At 64.3% G+C, this 16,229-nt stretch carries 12 protein-coding genes; 2 read left to right on the top strand and 10 right to left on the bottom strand.

Annotation, left to right across the window (positions count from 1 at the left end; all coding sequences use genetic code 11):
* Positions 1–32 precede the first annotated feature (32 nt).
* Together AB4Y35_RS05535 and AB4Y35_RS05530 are read right to left on the bottom strand one after the other, a co-directional pair.
* Positions 33–1,781, bottom strand: a complete 1,749-nt coding sequence (locus AB4Y35_RS05535; RefSeq protein ID WP_368703640.1) for a thiamine pyrophosphate-binding protein — start codon at positions 1,779–1,781, stop codon at positions 33–35.
* 393 nt (positions 1,782–2,174) lie between these two features.
* Positions 2,175–3,920 carry a methyl-accepting chemotaxis protein gene (locus tag AB4Y35_RS05530; protein WP_368703639.1) on the bottom strand — a complete coding sequence of 582 codons (1,746 nt, stop codon included), beginning with the start codon at positions 3,918–3,920 and terminating at the stop codon, positions 2,175–2,177.
* A gap of 738 nt (positions 3,921–4,658) precedes the next feature.
* Between AB4Y35_RS05530 and AB4Y35_RS05525 the strand changes: the two genes are divergently transcribed.
* A complete protein-coding gene (locus AB4Y35_RS05525; RefSeq protein ID WP_368703638.1) occupies positions 4,659–6,680 on the top strand; it encodes a hypothetical protein in 2,022 nt (673 codons plus the stop codon).
* A gap of 98 nt (positions 6,681–6,778) precedes the next feature.
* On the opposite strand, the gene bfr is transcribed toward AB4Y35_RS05525, so the two are convergent.
* Positions 6,779–7,255 carry a bacterioferritin gene (gene bfr, locus AB4Y35_RS05520; RefSeq protein ID WP_368703637.1) on the bottom strand — a complete coding sequence of 159 codons (477 nt, stop codon included), beginning with the start codon at positions 7,253–7,255 and terminating at the stop codon, positions 6,779–6,781.
* Positions 7,256–7,582: 327 nt separating this feature from the next.
* On the opposite strand from bfr, the gene chrA reads away from it, so the two are divergent.
* Positions 7,583–8,818: a chromate efflux transporter gene (gene chrA, locus AB4Y35_RS05515; protein ID WP_368703636.1), complete on the top strand. Its 1,236-nt coding sequence runs from the start codon at positions 7,583–7,585 to the stop codon at positions 8,816–8,818.
* Positions 8,819–8,828: 10 nt separating this feature from the next.
* Here chrA and AB4Y35_RS05510 read toward each other — a convergent pair whose 3' ends face one another.
* The 7 genes from AB4Y35_RS05510 to mtnA form a co-directional block, all read right to left on the bottom strand.
* Positions 8,829–9,449: a DAK2 domain-containing protein gene (locus tag AB4Y35_RS05510; protein ID WP_368703635.1), complete on the bottom strand. Its 621-nt coding sequence runs from the start codon at positions 9,447–9,449 to the stop codon at positions 8,829–8,831.
* Positions 9,446–10,474 carry a dihydroxyacetone kinase subunit DhaK gene (locus AB4Y35_RS05505; protein WP_368703634.1) on the bottom strand — a complete coding sequence of 343 codons (1,029 nt, stop codon included), beginning with the start codon at positions 10,472–10,474 and terminating at the stop codon, positions 9,446–9,448. Before AB4Y35_RS05505 ends, AB4Y35_RS05510 begins: the two co-directional genes overlap by 4 nt.
* Before the next feature lie 58 nt (positions 10,475–10,532).
* Positions 10,533–11,537: an ABC transporter permease gene (locus AB4Y35_RS05500; RefSeq protein WP_368703633.1), complete on the bottom strand. Its 1,005-nt coding sequence runs from the start codon at positions 11,535–11,537 to the stop codon at positions 10,533–10,535.
* Positions 11,534–13,072: a sugar ABC transporter ATP-binding protein gene (locus AB4Y35_RS05495; protein ID WP_368703861.1), complete on the bottom strand. Its 1,539-nt coding sequence runs from the start codon at positions 13,070–13,072 to the stop codon at positions 11,534–11,536. Before AB4Y35_RS05495 ends, AB4Y35_RS05500 begins: the two co-directional genes overlap by 4 nt.
* A gap of 82 nt (positions 13,073–13,154) precedes the next feature.
* Positions 13,155–14,270 (bottom strand): sugar ABC transporter substrate-binding protein, encoded by a 1,116-nt coding sequence (locus AB4Y35_RS05490; protein WP_368703632.1) that lies wholly within the window; start codon positions 14,268–14,270, stop codon positions 13,155–13,157.
* 126 nt (positions 14,271–14,396) lie between these two features.
* Positions 14,397–15,032: a class II aldolase/adducin family protein gene (locus AB4Y35_RS05485; protein ID WP_368703860.1), complete on the bottom strand. Its 636-nt coding sequence runs from the start codon at positions 15,030–15,032 to the stop codon at positions 14,397–14,399.
* Positions 15,033–15,103: 71 nt separating this feature from the next.
* On the bottom strand, positions 15,104–16,180 hold the full coding sequence (mtnA, locus tag AB4Y35_RS05480; protein ID WP_368703631.1) for an S-methyl-5-thioribose-1-phosphate isomerase: 1,077 nt from the start codon (positions 16,178–16,180) through the stop codon (positions 15,104–15,106).
* Positions 16,181–16,229 lie beyond the last annotated feature (49 nt).

Below are 16,229 nucleotides of genomic sequence, written 5' to 3'. Positions count from 1 at the left end.
GGGTCCAACGCGAAACACATCAAGCCCGTTGTTCATGAACAGGCTTGCGCTTCCGAATAGTACCGGTTCGGCGCGGGAAAGACTCCTGTCATGACTTCAATGAGGAACGGGCCGTCATATCGACTCGCTTCACCGAGAACATCATCCAGCTCGTCGATTCCGCTAACCACGCGTGCCGCCACGCCGAGCGACGATGCAAACGCGGTCCAGCTATGACGGGGCAATCTGGTGAACTGCTCCGAAATCATCCCGCCCCTCATCGCGTCGATGTGAATTGCACCGTGCGCAGCGTTGTTCAGGACGACGTAGATTACTTTGATGCCGTAGCGCGCTGCCGTCTGAATCTCCGTTCCGTGCATCATCATGCATCCGTCGCCCGTGACTACGACGCAAGGGCGTTCGGGGGCCGCAAGCTTGACACCGATTCCGGCTGCGATGGCCCAGCCCATCGGCGCGAGTGCATTGGACGAAAAGTAGTTGCCCATGCCCGACGACAGCCAGTAGTGGGCCATGAATATGCGATGGGCGCCGGAGTCCACCACGACGTTGCTGTCCCCGGGCAACAGTTGGCACAGGCGCTTTATGACGGCGCCTGGATACAGCGATTCATTGTCGCTGGAAGCCCGCGCGGCAAAGTCCTCGAACTGGCTGTCATACAGGGGAACCTGGTTGACCCCGGCGACCCATGCCCTTCTTCTTTCGAGCACTTTCTGGAACCCGTCGTGGGCGCCCGTGTTCATCCTGGCGAGCAACCGGAAGCTCGCCCCGATCCCGGAGAAAATGCTTCGCTGGGCAATGTGCCCCATCGACGGGTGATCAAAGCTGTCGTCGAAGACAAGCAGATCCTTCCCCTCGGCCAGTTTCCTGCTCCAGTTCATGCTGTCACGCTGGTTCAGATCGCTGCCAAATACAACGAGAGCGTCAAGCTCGTCCGAGTTGATCACACGCGCGGCGCGCGAATGGCTCGAGAACCCGTAGATGCCCAATGCGAGTCGATGTCCCTCGGGAAAGGCACCCTTGCCGGCTAGCGTCGTCGCAACCGGAACGTGAAATTTCTCGGCAACCTCAAGAAGCGCCCTGGCCGTTTCCGCGTCATTCCCGCGACTGCCGATCAGAAACGCGACTTTCTTCGCCTGGAGCAGATAAAGGCAGCACAGGGCATCCAGCGCGGTACGGTTAGGGGGCGCCTCACCCAGATTGAATTCGTGCTGGGCGTAGGGTTGCCGTGCGATCTGCGGGCCGGGAGCAACGTCCTGCTTTTGAATGTCAACAGGAATACTGACGAATGACCGCGCCCGACGCATCCAGTTCAGCCCGTCCGTCGCACGACGCAGTTCCGCTTGAAGATTTTCCTTGTTCTTGAGTTCGACGACGTTCGTCATCAAGCCTTTGACCACGCCACTTTCAAAGATGCCACCTGACGTCGCATCCTGGAAGGCCCCTTTGCCCTCCGCACTCGACGAGATGCCTCCCGCGATATAGAGCATCGGAATCTGGTCTGCCTGAGCGGCCGCCATGCCGGGCACGAAGTTCATGGTGCCGGGACCGGAAATGCCTGCGCAAACACCGAATTTGCGGCTGGCGCGTGCATAGCCGTCGGCCATGAACGCGCTGCCCGTCTCGTGAGCGCCAACGATGCCGCGCATGGAAGGCGCCTCGTCAATTGCATCCAGTAGCGGGTAAATCAGCTTGCCGGGCACCAGGAACACGTGGTCGATTCCTGCGGACTCCAGCGACTTCACAACCATCTTCGAAACGTTGAGCGGAGCGGAAGATCTCATGGTCTTTGGTTACGATCCGGGCAGAAATCAACAATCGAATCCTGCCGCTCTCCATCGCGGGATGATGCGCAGCCTTTCGGGTTCGAAACGAACCGAAGCCGGCGACAACCGATGCCTGGAGACAGCAAGATGGCCTTTGACACGCTGCACTTCCTGCTGCAGTCGCGTCTCGCGCTACTTCCCCGGGCCCGCTCGTCACGGGCCCGCGTGTCTCCATCCAGGAGTTCCTCGTCGCCGGCTGAGGTGTCAGTCGCACGCGCTGTCCGCGCGGCTAAAACTGTTTCCGCTGGCCGTCAATGCTCATACGACGAGCGTCATCGTGGATCTGCGTCCACTCGACCTCGACCTGCCTGCGCTCTGTCCTGAATCGCCGTCCAAACCTCGCAGTCCGGTTCAGAACGTCTGCCATTCCGATGTGCCGGTAGCGGTGGCAGCCAGAACCTTGCTCCCGCCCCCGGACCGCTCTGCCATCACCGCGGCCGTTGTCGTTGTTACAGGAGAGGACGTGCGGCGGTTCCGGGCGACGGTTTGCGAGGCCTTCTCCAGCCTCGCCGCCGGCGATGAAGTCGCTTCGTTGCCATGGAACCTGAAGAACGCCACGGCTTTACGCAGGCTTTCCGCCTGCTGTGCCATCGTCTGCGCGGCTGCGGACGCCTCTTCCACGAGCGCGGCGTTCTGCTGCGTGACCTGGTCCATCTGGTTGACCGCCTGATTCACCTGCTCGATACCGGTGGTCTGCTCGCTCGATGCCGACGAGATTTCGCCCACGACGTCCGTCACGCGCTTCACCGATTGCACGACTTCCTTGATGGCGCCGCCTGCTTCTTCGACGAGCCTCGAGCCCGTCTCCACCCTGTTGACGGAGTCGGAGATCAACTCCTTGATCTCCTTCGCGGCAGTCGCACTGCGCTGCGCGAGCGTGCGAACCTCACCCGCAACGACGGCGAAGCCGCGCCCCTGTTCTCCTGCGCGAGCCGCCTCGACTGCGGCATTCAGTGCGAGGATGTTGGTCTGAAAGGCGATGCCCTCGATGACGCCGATAATCTCGGACATGCGGGTCGAACTCGTGGAGATGTCGCGCATCGTCTCGACGACGCGACCGACGATTTCGCCGCCACGCTGCGCCACGCCCGAGGCAGTACCCGCGAGCGTGGCAGCCTGCGTGGCATTGTCCGTGTTGTGGCGGACCGCTGCGGTCAGTTGCTCCATGCTCGACGCGGTTTCTTCGAGCGACGCGGCCTGCTCTTCAGTGCGGCTCGACAGATCGAGGTTGCCTTGTGCGATCTGCGCGCTCGCAGTCGCGACACCTTCAGCGTTTTCGCGCACGTCCGATACGACCCGCATCAGTGCCTCGCACATGGACTTCAGCGATGCCATGAGGCTGTTTGTGTCACCGGCGCGCAGGTCGAAGCTCACGTTCAGGTCACCCGCGGCCACGCTTCTGGCCACGGCGGCAGCGGTCGCAGGCTCCGTACCCAGTTGCCGGGTGACGCTGCGCATCATCCAGATGCCGATGCCGAGGCCGATCGAGACGGACATCGCCACGAGGACAAGCATCAGATTGCGGCCTTCGCCGTACACGGCGTCGTTGGACTCCGCCGTCTTTTGCGCGTCGCCCTGCTTCAGGGCAACCAGATTGCCCATCAGGACCAGCGTCCTGAAACCCTTCCGGTGGTACTCACCCAGCATGTATTCAGTCAGGCCATCGCGATCCTGCAACGCGGCAGAATTGATCTTGCCTTTCATTTCGTTGAAGGCCTGCATGTAGTCCTGCCAGCCCTGATCGAGTTCGGCGAAGGTCGCCTTCCCTTTGTCGGTATAGACGAGAGGCTCTGCCTGGTTGAGGTGATCGCGCGCCTGGGCCAGTGCCTTGTCAGCCTGGTCGAGCGAGCCTGCCCGCTGCTCGGCCGTTGTGGCCAGAACCGCATTGCGCAGATAGGTTCCGACTCGGAGTACGTCCGCGTTAGCCTGCTGGATCAGATTCAGCCCAACAAGATCCTGTCGATATGTCTTGTCTGCATTGGCGCTGATTTGCGCCATATTGTGCAGACCGATTCCGCTGACGGCAGCGCTGATGGCCGAAACCAGGATGAAAGCGCTGATCAGTTTGGTGCCGAGTTTCATGTTGCCGATATTCATAGTTCACTTTGGTGAGGATGAAAGAACCAGAATGCATAAGCGGGTTCGTGCACAGATTGACGCGGTATCAACCCCGAAAAGTCCGGCAAGCGTGTTTCGATCAAACGAACAAGCGCAAACGCCTCGCGCGTGTGACGTCTGGCACCGGTGCACAGCCACGCCAACACCGGAAGCCGCACGGTACATAGCTGGTTATCGGCGGCATTATTTATTTCTTCATACAAATTGTTCATCTGCCGGCGAGATTTTTTTTACATCGATGTAAGGTCATGGAAACCGTGCGCGCGGCCCAATGCGGCTGCGAGATGCAGGAGTTTCTCGTGCCTTCTTACGGCGCATCCTGGGATTCCGAAAGTGTGTCGACTAACACACTGCTGTCATAAACTGGCCATCGATTTCATTACACAAATCTTTCATTATTTCGTGCAGCGACGTGCTTCAATGCCCCGCAAAACGAACGGTGGCAAACTGAAAAACGCTTTCGACAGCAGCTGGATTGCACAAATCCAGTCGTCATTTTCTGGCGTCATCTGCATTTCTTACAAAGATTATCTGAATATTCAATTGCCAGAATATTTATCTTTAAGACGCTTTCCCAGGTTTTAGTATTGACGCCAATCCGCCCGATGAATATCTTTTCGCCTGAAACGACGAAGCCACTCTTCTCGCCTTCAGGCTGCCGGCATTCCATGCACTCGTTTCTCTAAAAGAACCACATACACCTTCTACGGGGAACTAATGAAACACAATAAGCGGGCGAACCCGCATCGTTTCAAATCGGAACTCACGCTTCTGGCCAGCGCCATTTCACTGTCATTTCTCGCGGCATGCGGTGGCGGTGGCAGCAGCCCGTCGGCAGCCTCCACCTCGACGACCACGCCTTCGAGCATCGGCGGCACCGTAGCAGTCGGCGACGCGCTCGCGGGTGCGAACGTCACGCTGATCGATTCGACGGGCAAGAGCGTCACGGCAACAAGCGACGCAGGTGGCAACTACTCGATCTCCCTCACCGGCTTCACCGCACCGTTTGTCCTCGTCGCAACGGATCCTGGCGGGGTCAATGCACCGCTCTACTCGGTGACGGCCACCGTGCCCACGGGTTCCAGCGCACCCGTTGTCGCCAACGTCACGCCGTTGACGACGGCGGTCGCCGCCCAGTTGACGAGCGACGGCAATCCGCTCGAACTCACGAAGGCGGCCACGCTCGCGGCCGATATTTCGACCACGTCCGTCAACACTGCGATCTCCACGCTGAATACGATCCTCACGCCGATCCTCTCAGCCAACGGCGTATCGCCTTCCGCGTTCAATCCCATCAGCCAGCCGTTCACACCAGATCAAACGGGCGCAGACGCCGTGATCGACTCCGTGGCGGTGACCACCGGCGCGTCGGGTGGCCTCCAGATCTCGAGCACTTCGGCACCGGGCACGGCCGTCGCGCTCAACACGTCGACATCGACCTCGGCCAACACCCAGCTTGCCGCTCCGCCTGTGGCGGCCAACTATCTGGCCACTACGCTGCAGGCGCTGTCGCAGTGTCTGTCAGGGACGACCTCGGCATGCTCCACGGCCATCGACACGAACTATCTCGAGAACGGCTACAGCAGCACGAACGGCGGGTTTCAGGCGTACCACGCCGATCTCAGCGCGAGCGGGTCCACCATCACGGGCGCGAAGACGCTGGTCTACTGGCCGGCCGGCCAAAGTCCGTTCCCCAACATCACCCGGGCGAGCGCGCTGGTGCGCATCTTCTACACCAACAAGGCCGGGCAGCATAACTTCGCCCTCACGGTGGTCCAGGCGAACGGCAGTAGCGGCTGGGACATTGTCGGCAACCAGCAGGCCTATAACGTCACGATTAGTTCTTTCGTGTCGCAGCGCCAGTACCTCGATGCGAGCGCCGCGTCGAGCAACCGCTATGAAACCGGCCTCGGCATCACCATCCCGACGAGCAGCGCCTCCGCAGTCAACCCGTCGAACCTCGGTTCCGTGAACGTGGCCGGTGCAGGGCTGCCGTCTGGTGGCGTATGGCTGGAGCCGCGCAGCGGCACAGGCAATACCTCGCTCGCACTCACGAGCCGGATCGTGACGAGTGCGCCCACGGCGGCCGTGACGACAAGCTCCAACACGTCGCTCTACCGTTGGGCCTGGCTGGCTCTGCCCGGCAACACCGGCACGTTCGCCTTCGCACCGAACAGCAGCGACGAGGGTTATATGGCGGCGACGCCCGTGACCGCGCAGACACTGCCGGCGCCGTACGCGAGCTATACCGTGACCTTCTACGACACGACGGGTGCGCAGATCGGCAGCCCGCTCACTGTGGTCAACCCGACCCCGCCGCTGCTTCCCACCGCGGCGCAGGGCGTGGCGTGGCAGACGCTCGGCAGCGACGTCATCAGCAACTTTCTGACGCCCTCCGGCTCGCTCGCAGCGGCACAGGCGACGGCCGCCATCGACTGGTCGGGTGTGGTGAACGGGCACAACGTCGCGCCGCTCGTGACCGGCATCCAGATTCAGGCAGGCACGGATACGAGCGCGACTACCCCGGCCGAGGTGGACGGCTGGTGGACAGGTGTGCCGACGGCACAGAACGGTCAGTATTCGGAAACGGTGACGGCCGGCATGGCGCAAAACGGCGTGCAGACGTGTTCCAGCGCGTGCTCGTTCCCGGCGCTCACGACGGGCGTTTCGCGTCTCGTGCAGCTCAATTGGGGCGCCGAAGGCGTGAGCTACTACAACATCTGGAAGTACAACGACTAAGCGTTGCCGGCCCAACGGCTCACTGACGCAGGGATGCGTGGGTGCCCCGCAAGCGGCATCCACGCTTTTTCCCGGCATGATCCAAGCCGGATTGCGTCTCAGCTGGCCGAGCCCATCGCCGATTGCTGATAGTTTTCAAGGCCGATCTTGTCGATCAACCCGAGCTGGATTTCCAGCCAGTCGATGTGATCCTCGGTGTCGTCCAGGATCTCGACGAAGATTTCCCGTGACACGAAGTCCCGCACGGATTCGCAGTACGCAATGGCTTCCTTGCACTGTGCCTGCGCTGTGCGTTCGAGCTTGAGGTCGCACTCGAGCACTTCGCGAACGTCTTCGCCGATCAGAAGTTTGCTAAGGTCCTGTAGATTGGGCAGGCCGTCGAGCATGAGAATCCGCTCGATCAGCTTGTCGGCATGCTTCATCTCCTCGATCGACTCGTCATATTCATGTTTGCCGAGTCCTGCGAGCCCCCAGTGTCCGTAAAGTCGTGCGTGCAAAAAATACTGATTAATCGCCGTCAGCTCGTTCTTTAGTTCCGCATTGAGGTATTCGATAACTTTTGGATCGGCTTGCATCACTCCCTCCGGGGCGCTGTGTCGGGACAATTACAACGAGCATAGACATTTGACGCGCGCAGCGCACGAACGAGAGCATCAATGAGAAGAATTCCGCGTTTTTGTCGGTCCAATATACGCAGAGGAATGACGCTTTAAGCCGCCTCGTGGCCGTGTGTAGTTTGCGAACAACCGGATGAGCGCAAGGTGGGAGCTGGTCATGCTCGTGCCTGCCTGCCTGTCACGCGCGCGCCCAGCGAAAGCTTCCCGGCCTGCGATCGTGCCAGCGGATCGGGTATGATCGCGGCAGCCTCGACCGATGTTCGCATTCCGTACGACAGAATTTCCATGGAAACAGATATGTCGACGTCAGAGCCGGACCGTGCGGGCTCCGTGTTCGAAGTGCTGTGGGTCTTTCTGAAGCTGGGCCTGACGTCCTTTGGCGGCCCCATTGCCCATATCGGCTACTTCCGTCGCGAGTTCGTCGACCGGCGTCGCTGGCTCGACGACGCAACCTTCACGGATCTGGTCGGTCTCTGCCAGTTTCTCCCGGGTCCCGCCAGTAGTCAGACCGGTTTTTCGATCGGGCTGCTGCGCGCCGGCTGGCCAGGGGGCCTGGCCGCCTGGTGCGGCTTCACGTTGCCATCCGTCGCGCTATTGATCGCCTTTGCCATCATCGCGCCTGAACTCGGCGGCCCCGTGGGAAGCGGGTTGATTCACGGACTGAAACTCGTCGCCGTTGCCGTCGTCGCGCAAGCCGTCTGGGACATGGCGCGCCGCCTGTGTCCCGACCACCGCCGCGCCGGCATCGCACTCGTTGCGGTCGTGCTTCTCGCGGTCATGACGACGGCGTATGCACAGTTGATCGTCATCGTGCTGGGCGCCGCGCTCGGTATCGTGCTGTGCCGGTCCACGACGGCGGGAACCATCGCCGGTACGCATCAGCATACGCAGGAGTTCCGCGTGTCGCGCACCGCCGGCCTGTTCGCGCTCGCCCTCTTTTGCGCCCTGCTTTTTGGGCTGCCGGCGCTTGCCGCATTCGATACGACGCACACCGTCCACGTGTTCGACGCTTTCTACCGTTCGGGTGCCCTCGTGTTCGGCGGCGGTCACGTGGTGCTGCCGTTGCTGCAGCGTGAGACCGTGGCAACGGGCTGGGTCTCGCCGAACGACTTTCTTGCGGGCTACGGAGCCGCCCAGGCCGTGCCCGGCCCGCTCTTTACGTTCGCGGCTTTTCTTGGATGGATCATGAGCGGTCCATCCAGTCATGCGCTGGGCGCCTGCGTGGCGCTGGCGGGCATCTTCTTGCCGGGCCTGCTTCTCGTGCTCGCCGCGCTGCCCTACTGGCAAGCGCTTCGCGCCCATCCCTCCATGGCGGCGATGCTGGCGGGCGTGAATGCAGCCGTGGTCGGGCTGCTCGCCATGGCGCTCTATTCGCCGGTGTGGACGAGCGCGGTCCAGTCACGAATCGACTTTGCGGTTGCGGTCATCGGCTTCTTTTTGCTCACGCGCTGGAAGGTGCCGCCGCTCGTTGTCGTCGTGTTTTCGGCGGCGGCTGGCGTGGCCGAAATGCTGCTTCGCTGAGTGGCGAAGCTCATCCTCGCCAGGCTTGAAGAAACCTGAGCCACGCCGTCGCGCCGGGATCGGCGTGACCGATGCTGCGTTCCTGCACCCACGCCGCGCGCCCTTTCTTCGACTGCAACGCGGCCGTGGCGCGCACCTGTCGCTCCGCCGTGTCGATCATCGCGTCGAGGAGCACGCGTTCGTCGACGCCTGATTCGAACGCCTCGAGCGTATCGAGGCTCGGCACGAGTGCATCGAGCACCGTCTTGTCGCCGAGCTGCGACTTGCCCCGCTCGGCGATGCGCGCGGCCACCGCGCGACCCATGGCGAGCGCTTCGCCCCGGCCCGCAACCTGGCTGCCCGCCACGGTCTTCGCCGCGGCGAGCAGGCCGCCGCCCACGAGCGCGCCGAACGTCGAAGGGTTCGCCGTCGAAAACGCCTTGCCCGTGGCAATCAGCACGTCGCCCAGCGCCGCGTCGGGCGGCAGCTTCGCAATGGCATCGGCTGCCGCGAGCGAGCCCGCCTTCACGGTGATGCCCAGGTCGCCGTCGCCGAGCGCGGCGTCGAGTTCGCGCAGTTCCTCCGCGCTGGCGGGCAGCGCGTTCAACGCGCCGATGAGCCGTTCCCTGACTTCGCTGACCGAGAGGCTCATCGTGCACCTCCCTCGTCCACGCGCCATCCTTCGCGCCAGAACGGCGAGCGCACCGGCGCATCGAGCAGCGTGTCGAGTTCCTCGTCGAGCTGCATCACGGAAATCGAGGCGCCCGCCATTTCGAGGCTCGTCACGTACTCGCCCACATAGGCGCGCGCCACGCGCAGCCCCGCGGCGGCAATGGCCTGCGCGGCGCGCCGGTACAGCAGATACAGTTCTTCGAGCGGCGTCGCGCCGAGCCCGTTGACGAGCAGCGCGACACTCGACCCCGCCCTCGCCTGCAAGTCGCCGAGGATCGCGCCCGCAAGCCGTTCGGCGATGGCATCCGCGCTCTCCAGCTTGCCGCGGTGCGTGCCCGGCTCGCCATGAATGCCGATGCCGATCTCCATCTCGCCATCGGGCAGCGTGAAGGTGGGCTTGCCGGCCGCCGGCAGGATCGTCGGCGAAAGGCCCACGCCCATCGTGCGCGTCGCGCCGTTCGCCTTCGCGGCAATGCGCGCGACCTCATCGAGCGTGTCGCCGCGTTCGGCCGCCGCGCCCGCGCACTTGAAGCCGAACACCATGCCCGCCACGCCGCGTCGATCCGAGGCCCGCTCGGGCGGCGCGGAGGCGACATCGTCGGCGACGAGCACGGTGCGGGTCTCGATGCCGTCCGCGTCGGCCAGGTCCGCGGCGAGATCGAAGTTGAAGACGTCGCCGCCGTAGTTGCCGTACAGGTAGAGCACGCCCGCGCCGCCGTGCACCGCCTTGGTGGCCTCGTAGATCTGCTCCGACGACGGCGACGAAAACACGTTGCCCACCGCCACGCCGCTCGCGAGCCCCTTGCCCACGTAGCCGAGAAAGCCCGGCAGGTGCCCGGAGCCGCCGCCCGTCACGATGCCGACCTTGCCCGCGTTCGGCGCGTCGGCGCGCACGAGCGCGCGGCGGTCGGCCGTCACCGGCTTGAGCCAGCCCGGATGGGCGAGCAACAAGGCGTCGATCATCTCGTCGACAAAATGATCAGGATGATTAATGATCTTTTTCACGTGTCGCGTCTCCAGTAATGGGTGGCCTTCGCTCCACCGCTCACGTTGACTTCTCCGTTCAAGGCTTGCGCCGTTGGCTCAGCGCGTCGAGCAAAACGGCCGCGAGAATCACGCCGCCCTGGATGAATTGCGTCCAGAACGGATTGACGCCGAGCAGCGAAAGTCCGACATTGATCACGCCGATCAGCACCACGCCAATGAAGGTGCCGACGATCGAGCCGCGCCCGCCCGCGAGCGAGGTGCCGCCGATCACGACGCCTGCGATCACCTGCAGCTCCAGCCCGTTGGCCGCCGATGGCAACGCCGAGTTGAGCCGCCCCGCGAGCACGATGCCCGCAATGGCCGCGGTCACACCCGCGAACATGTAGGTGAGAAAGATCACGCGGCTCACCGGAATGCCCGCGAGGCGCGCCGCTTCCTTGTTGCCGCCCACGGCGAACACCTGGTGGCCGAATTCGGTCTTGCGCAGCAATACATGGCCAATGACGAATACGGCCAGCATCACGAGCATCGGCGCGGGCAGACCCGCAAACGTCTTCGCGCCGAACGCGGTAAACACGGCGGGAAAGTCGAATTTCGTGCGCCCGTCCGAAATCGCGAGCGTGAGGCCGCGCCCCATTGCCATCATCGCGAGCGTGACGATGAACGGCACGAGCCGCAGCCACGCAATGCCGAAGCCGTTGAGCGCGCCTACCGCCGCACCGGTGACGAGCGCAATGAGGAGCCCCGCCACACCGAGCCCGACCGCGTCCGGGCTCGCGCCGGCCATGACGGTCGCGGCCACCATGCCGCTCAGCGCGACGAGCGAGCCCACGGAGAGGTCGATGCCCGACGTGATGATCACGAACGTGCCGCCCACTGCCGCGATGCCGACCACGGACACCTGCACCATGATGTTGGTGAGCGTGCTCGTGGTGAGAAATTCGGGCGACGCCAGCGAGAGCGCGATACAGATCAGCACGAGCGCCGCAATGAGCGGCCCGAGGCCGCTGCGCAACTGGCGCAGCACGCGCTGTTGCAGGGATTGCGTTTCTTCGCGCGGTCGAACCGTGGTGGACGTCATGCTGCAACTCCGGTGGTAGCCCATTGAATGATCGTCTCCGAGCTGGCGTGCTCGCGCGCGACTTCGCCGACGATGCTGCCGCGATACATCACGAGCACGCGGTCCGACATGCCGAGCAATTCGGGCAGTTCGGAGCTCACGAGTACGACGGCCGCACCCGCGCGCGCCATCGCGACGATATGCGCATAGATTTCGGTCTTCGCGCCGACGTCGATGCCGCGCGTAGGCTCGTCGAGCAGGATCACGGCTGGCGACGTCGCGCTCGCGCGCCCGAGTATCACCTTCTGCTGATTGCCGCCCGAAAGATTGCCGGTGAGCGACGTGACCGAGGGCGCGCGCACCGCGAAGCGCTCCACCGCCTCGCGCGCGAGACGGCGCTTTCTCGCCGCGCTCACGAAGCCGCCGCGCACCAGCGCCCGCAAGCTCGAAAGCGCGACGTTCTCCTCGATACTCGCGTCGAGCACGAGCCCTTCGAGCTTGCGGTCCTCGGCGGTGTAGACAATGCCCGCGCGCATGCCTTGCGCGGGCGAGCGCAGCGCGAGCCTGCGCCCGCGCAGCCTCAGTTCGCCACGGGTAAGCGGCAGCGCCCCGCAAAGCGTCTTTAGAAGCTCGGTGCGCCCCGCGCCCGCAATGCCGCCAATGCCCACGATCTCGCCTGCGCGAATGCTGAAGCTCGCGTCGCGCAGCACGGGTGCGCTCGCCAAGTTGTGCGCTTCCAGCACGACGGCGCCGTAGGGCCGCGCCTCCCACGGATAGAACGAGTCGAGATTGCGCGCGACCATCGCCTGCACGAGCGCCGGTTCGTTCCATTCCGACATGGGCCGCGCGCCGACCGTTGCGCCGTCGCGCATCACCACGGCCGAATCGGCCAGTTCGAATACCTCTTCGAGATGATGCGAGATGAAGATGATGCCCATGCCCGCCGCACGCAGTCGCCGCACGACGGCGTAGAGATGCTCGATGTCGTGATGCTGAAGCGCGGCCGTGGGCTCGTCCATCACGAGAATGCGCGCGTCGCGCGCGAGCGCCTTGGCGACCTCCACGAGCTGGCGTTTGTTGAGCGGCAGATCGCCCAGGCGCATGGCGGGCGGCACGCCTTCCAGCCCGACCTGGGCCAGCGCCTCGCGCGCCATGGCGTTGGCGCTGCGATGATCGACGAGGCCATAGCGCCGCGGCATGCGGCCAAGAAAGAGGTTTTCGGCCACCGTCATGTCGTTGACGAGCGAAAGCTCCTGATAGATCACAGCCACGCCCGCGTCGATCGCGGCCTGGGTGCCGCGCGCGAGGCGTACGCCGTCGATCTCGATCGTGCCTTCGTCCGGCTCGTAAGCCCCGGAGAGCGTCTTGATGAGCGACGACTTGCCCGCGCCATTCTCGCCGACGATCGCCATCACGTGCCCCGCATGCAACTCGAGGCTCACGCCTCGCAGCGCCTTCACGCCGGGAAAGATCTTCACGATGCCGTTCATGCGCAACAGCGGCGGCGCGCCTGGGCGGCCGCCCGCGCTGGTGTTCTCCTGCTGCGATACGTCCATTGCCGAACCTGATTCGCGTTTCATCCGTTCATCCCGGGCGCCGGCGCACGCGTCGCGCGCGGCCGGCGCTTAAGACCGCCCGTTACTGCTTGACTTCGAGGGCCCACAGACCGTATTGCTTCGCACCGTCCGAATCGATGTTCGACTTGTCGATCAGATAGGTCGGCCACGCGTAGTTCGCGGGCACGTCCTTCTTCGCCTCGTAGTCGGTGATGAACGTCATCGCCTTGGCGGACATGCCGATCGGGTTCTGCGAGATCGTCGCGTCCTGCTTGCCCGCGCGGATCGCCGAAAGCGCCTGCGCCGTGCCGTCCGCGCCGATCACCATGATGTGGCCGGGGTCGCCGAGCGGCTTGTAGCGGCCCGCATTGTCGATGGCTTTTTCCGCGCCCACCGTGTTGTCGTCGTTCGCGCCGAATACCGCGTCGATCTGCGGATACTTCTGCAGAATGCTCGTCATCGCGTTGAGCGACTTCTCCTGGTCGAAGCCGCCTTCCTGGCGCGCGACGACCTTGATGTCGGGATACTTCGCGATCTCTTCCGAGAAGCCCTTCTCGCGATCGGTCGCCGCCGTGGTGCCGATCAGGCCGATCAGATCGACCACGTTGCCCTTGGGCGAGCCATAACGCTTGCTCAACTGGTCGGCGATCCACTTCGCGCCGGTGGCGCCGAGCGCTACGTTATCCGAAGCGACGAACGAGGTCACCTTGCCGCCGTCCGAACCCCGGTCGAGCATGAAGACCGGCACGTTCATCGAATTGGCCTTCTCGACCGCCGGGATGATCGCCTTCGAATCGATCGGATTGAGCACGATCGCCTGCACGCCCTGGCTCAGCAGATTGAGCGTGTCGTTGACCTGCTGCTGTGCGTCGCCGTTCGCGTTCGTTTGCACGAGATCGAAGCCCTGCTTATCCGCGCCGCGCTCCACACCGTTCTTCAGGCCGACGAAGAACGCGTTATTGAGCGTGGCGATTGAGAAGCCAACCTTGATCTTCGTGACTGCCGGGGTCGCAGCCGCTGCCTGCGCCGGCGCACTCGCGGCGGCGGCGTCGGACGCGGCCGCCGTGGTCGAGGGCGACTCGCTCTTCGAGCAGCCTGCCAGCATCGCTGCGGCGGCGAACATCGTCACGCCGGCCGTGGCTCCCATGCGCGCGCTGCGCGCCACCCATCTGTCGAACCCTGCTGAACTCCACGCCATCACCGTCTCCTGTCTTTGATCTGCTGGTTTTTGACTGACCTGCGAACCGCCAACCGACTGCGTAATCGTTTGCACCGCGTGTGCCTTGCATTGCAACGACTGCCTGGACGCGAGCGCGCGCGCGTATTACCTGCGCGGGCCGTAGCCCTTGAACTTTTCGATGACTTCCTCCATTTGCGCGTCGGAAAGCAGCGGCGGCTCGCCGAGCTGGCAGGCCAGCAAAAACTGCCTGGCGAGCACCTCCACTTCGTTTGCCAGCCACAACGCCCGCGCGAGATCGCGGCCGAGCGCGATGACGCCGTGATGCGCGAGCAGGCACGCGAGCCGCTCGTGCAGCGCTTCGAGCGCGTGATCGGAGAGCGCCTGGCTGCCGAAGGTCGCATACGGCGCGCAGCGAATCGAATTGCCGCCCGCCGCGGCCACCATGTAGTGATGCGCGGGTATGCCGCGACTGTGAATCGCGAGCGCCGTCGCGGCCTGCGAATGCGTATGGACCACGGCGTTCACGTCGGCGCGCGCACGCAGGATGTCGCGATGAAAACGCCACTCCGACGAGGGGCGTTGCGCTTCGAAGAGCGGATCGTCGTCGCGCACGTCGAGCGGCATCCAGACGATGCGCTCGCGCGTGAGCGCGGCGCTCGGCACGCCGCTCGGGGTCACCAGGAGTCCGTCATGCCAGCGCGCGCTCACGTTGCCCGAGGTGCCCTGATTGATGCCGAGGCGCTCCATCTCGCGCGCGGTATCGACGATCTGCTGGCGCATTTCGGTTTCCGCGCGCGCGTCGCGTGCGCGTCCCGCCGTCTCGCCCGCACGGCGGCCTTCGCTCGCGCCGCTCACGCCGCCGCTCCAGTGGCGAAGAGCGCGGCAAGACTGGTCTCGAACGGCGCTCGCACGATGCCCCGCTCCGTCACGATGCCGGTCACGAGCGTATGGGGCGTGACATCGAACGCGGGGTTGCGCACTTGAATGCCCTCGGGCGCGGTGCGTTGCCCCGCGAGATGCGTCACCTCCGCCGCGCCGCGCTCCTCGATCACGATGTCCGCGCCGCTGGCGGTGCGCAGATCCAGCGTGGACGAAGGACACGCCACATAAAACGGAATGCCGAAATGCTTCGCCGCGATCGCCACGCCGAGCGTGCCGATCTTGTTCGCGACGTCGCCGTTCGCGGCCACGCGATCCGTGCCGACGATCACAAGATCGATGAGCCCTTGGGCCATCAGGGTCGGCGCCATGCTGTCGGTGATCAGCGTGACGTCGAGCCCCGCCTGCTGCAGTTCGTAAGCGGTGAGCCGCGCGCCTTGCAGGAGCGGTCGCGTCTCGTCCGCATAGACGCGAAACGCCACGCCGTCGCGATGCGCGCAATAGAGCGGCGCGGTCGCCGTGCCGATGCCCGCCGTGGCCAGCGCACCGGCATTGCAGTGCGTGAGCACGCCGCTGCCGGGCGCGATCAGCGCGCGCCCGGCTTCGCCGATGCGCGCACACAACTCGATATCCTCTTGATGAATACGCTTCGCCTCGGCAACGAGCGTTTCATATAACGTCGCTCCCGTCGCGCCGGACTCCGCGCGTGCGTGTGAGAGCATCCGCTCGAGCGCCCAGCGCAAATTCACAGCGGTGGGCCGCGCGCTGTCCAGATACGCGGCGTGCGCTGCGAGACGCGCGAGGAACGTATCGCGCGATCCGGTTGGCTCGTGTCGCATCGCTACACACAGGCCATAGGCGGCCGCCACGCCGATCGCCGGTGCGCCGCGAACGCGCAGCTCGTGGATCGCGCGCCAGACCGCCTCGACACTGTCCACGGCCTCGACCACGCATTCGCGCGGCAAACGCGTCTGGTCGAGCAGATAAAGGGTGTCGTCGCGCCACTCGATGGTGGGCGGAAGACTCGATTGCTGCGCCTGCAACGTCATACGTTCTCCGTCGATGCCGGTTGTCCGGGCGCTGCCGCTCATGCGGCAG

It is taken from the genome of Paraburkholderia sp. EG286A (assembly GCF_040965375.1).
Lineage (GTDB): Bacteria > Pseudomonadota > Gammaproteobacteria > Burkholderiales > Burkholderiaceae > Paraburkholderia.
The sequence above is the reverse complement of the archived record's forward strand: the minus strand, read 5'-3'. Positions and strand labels throughout refer to the sequence as shown.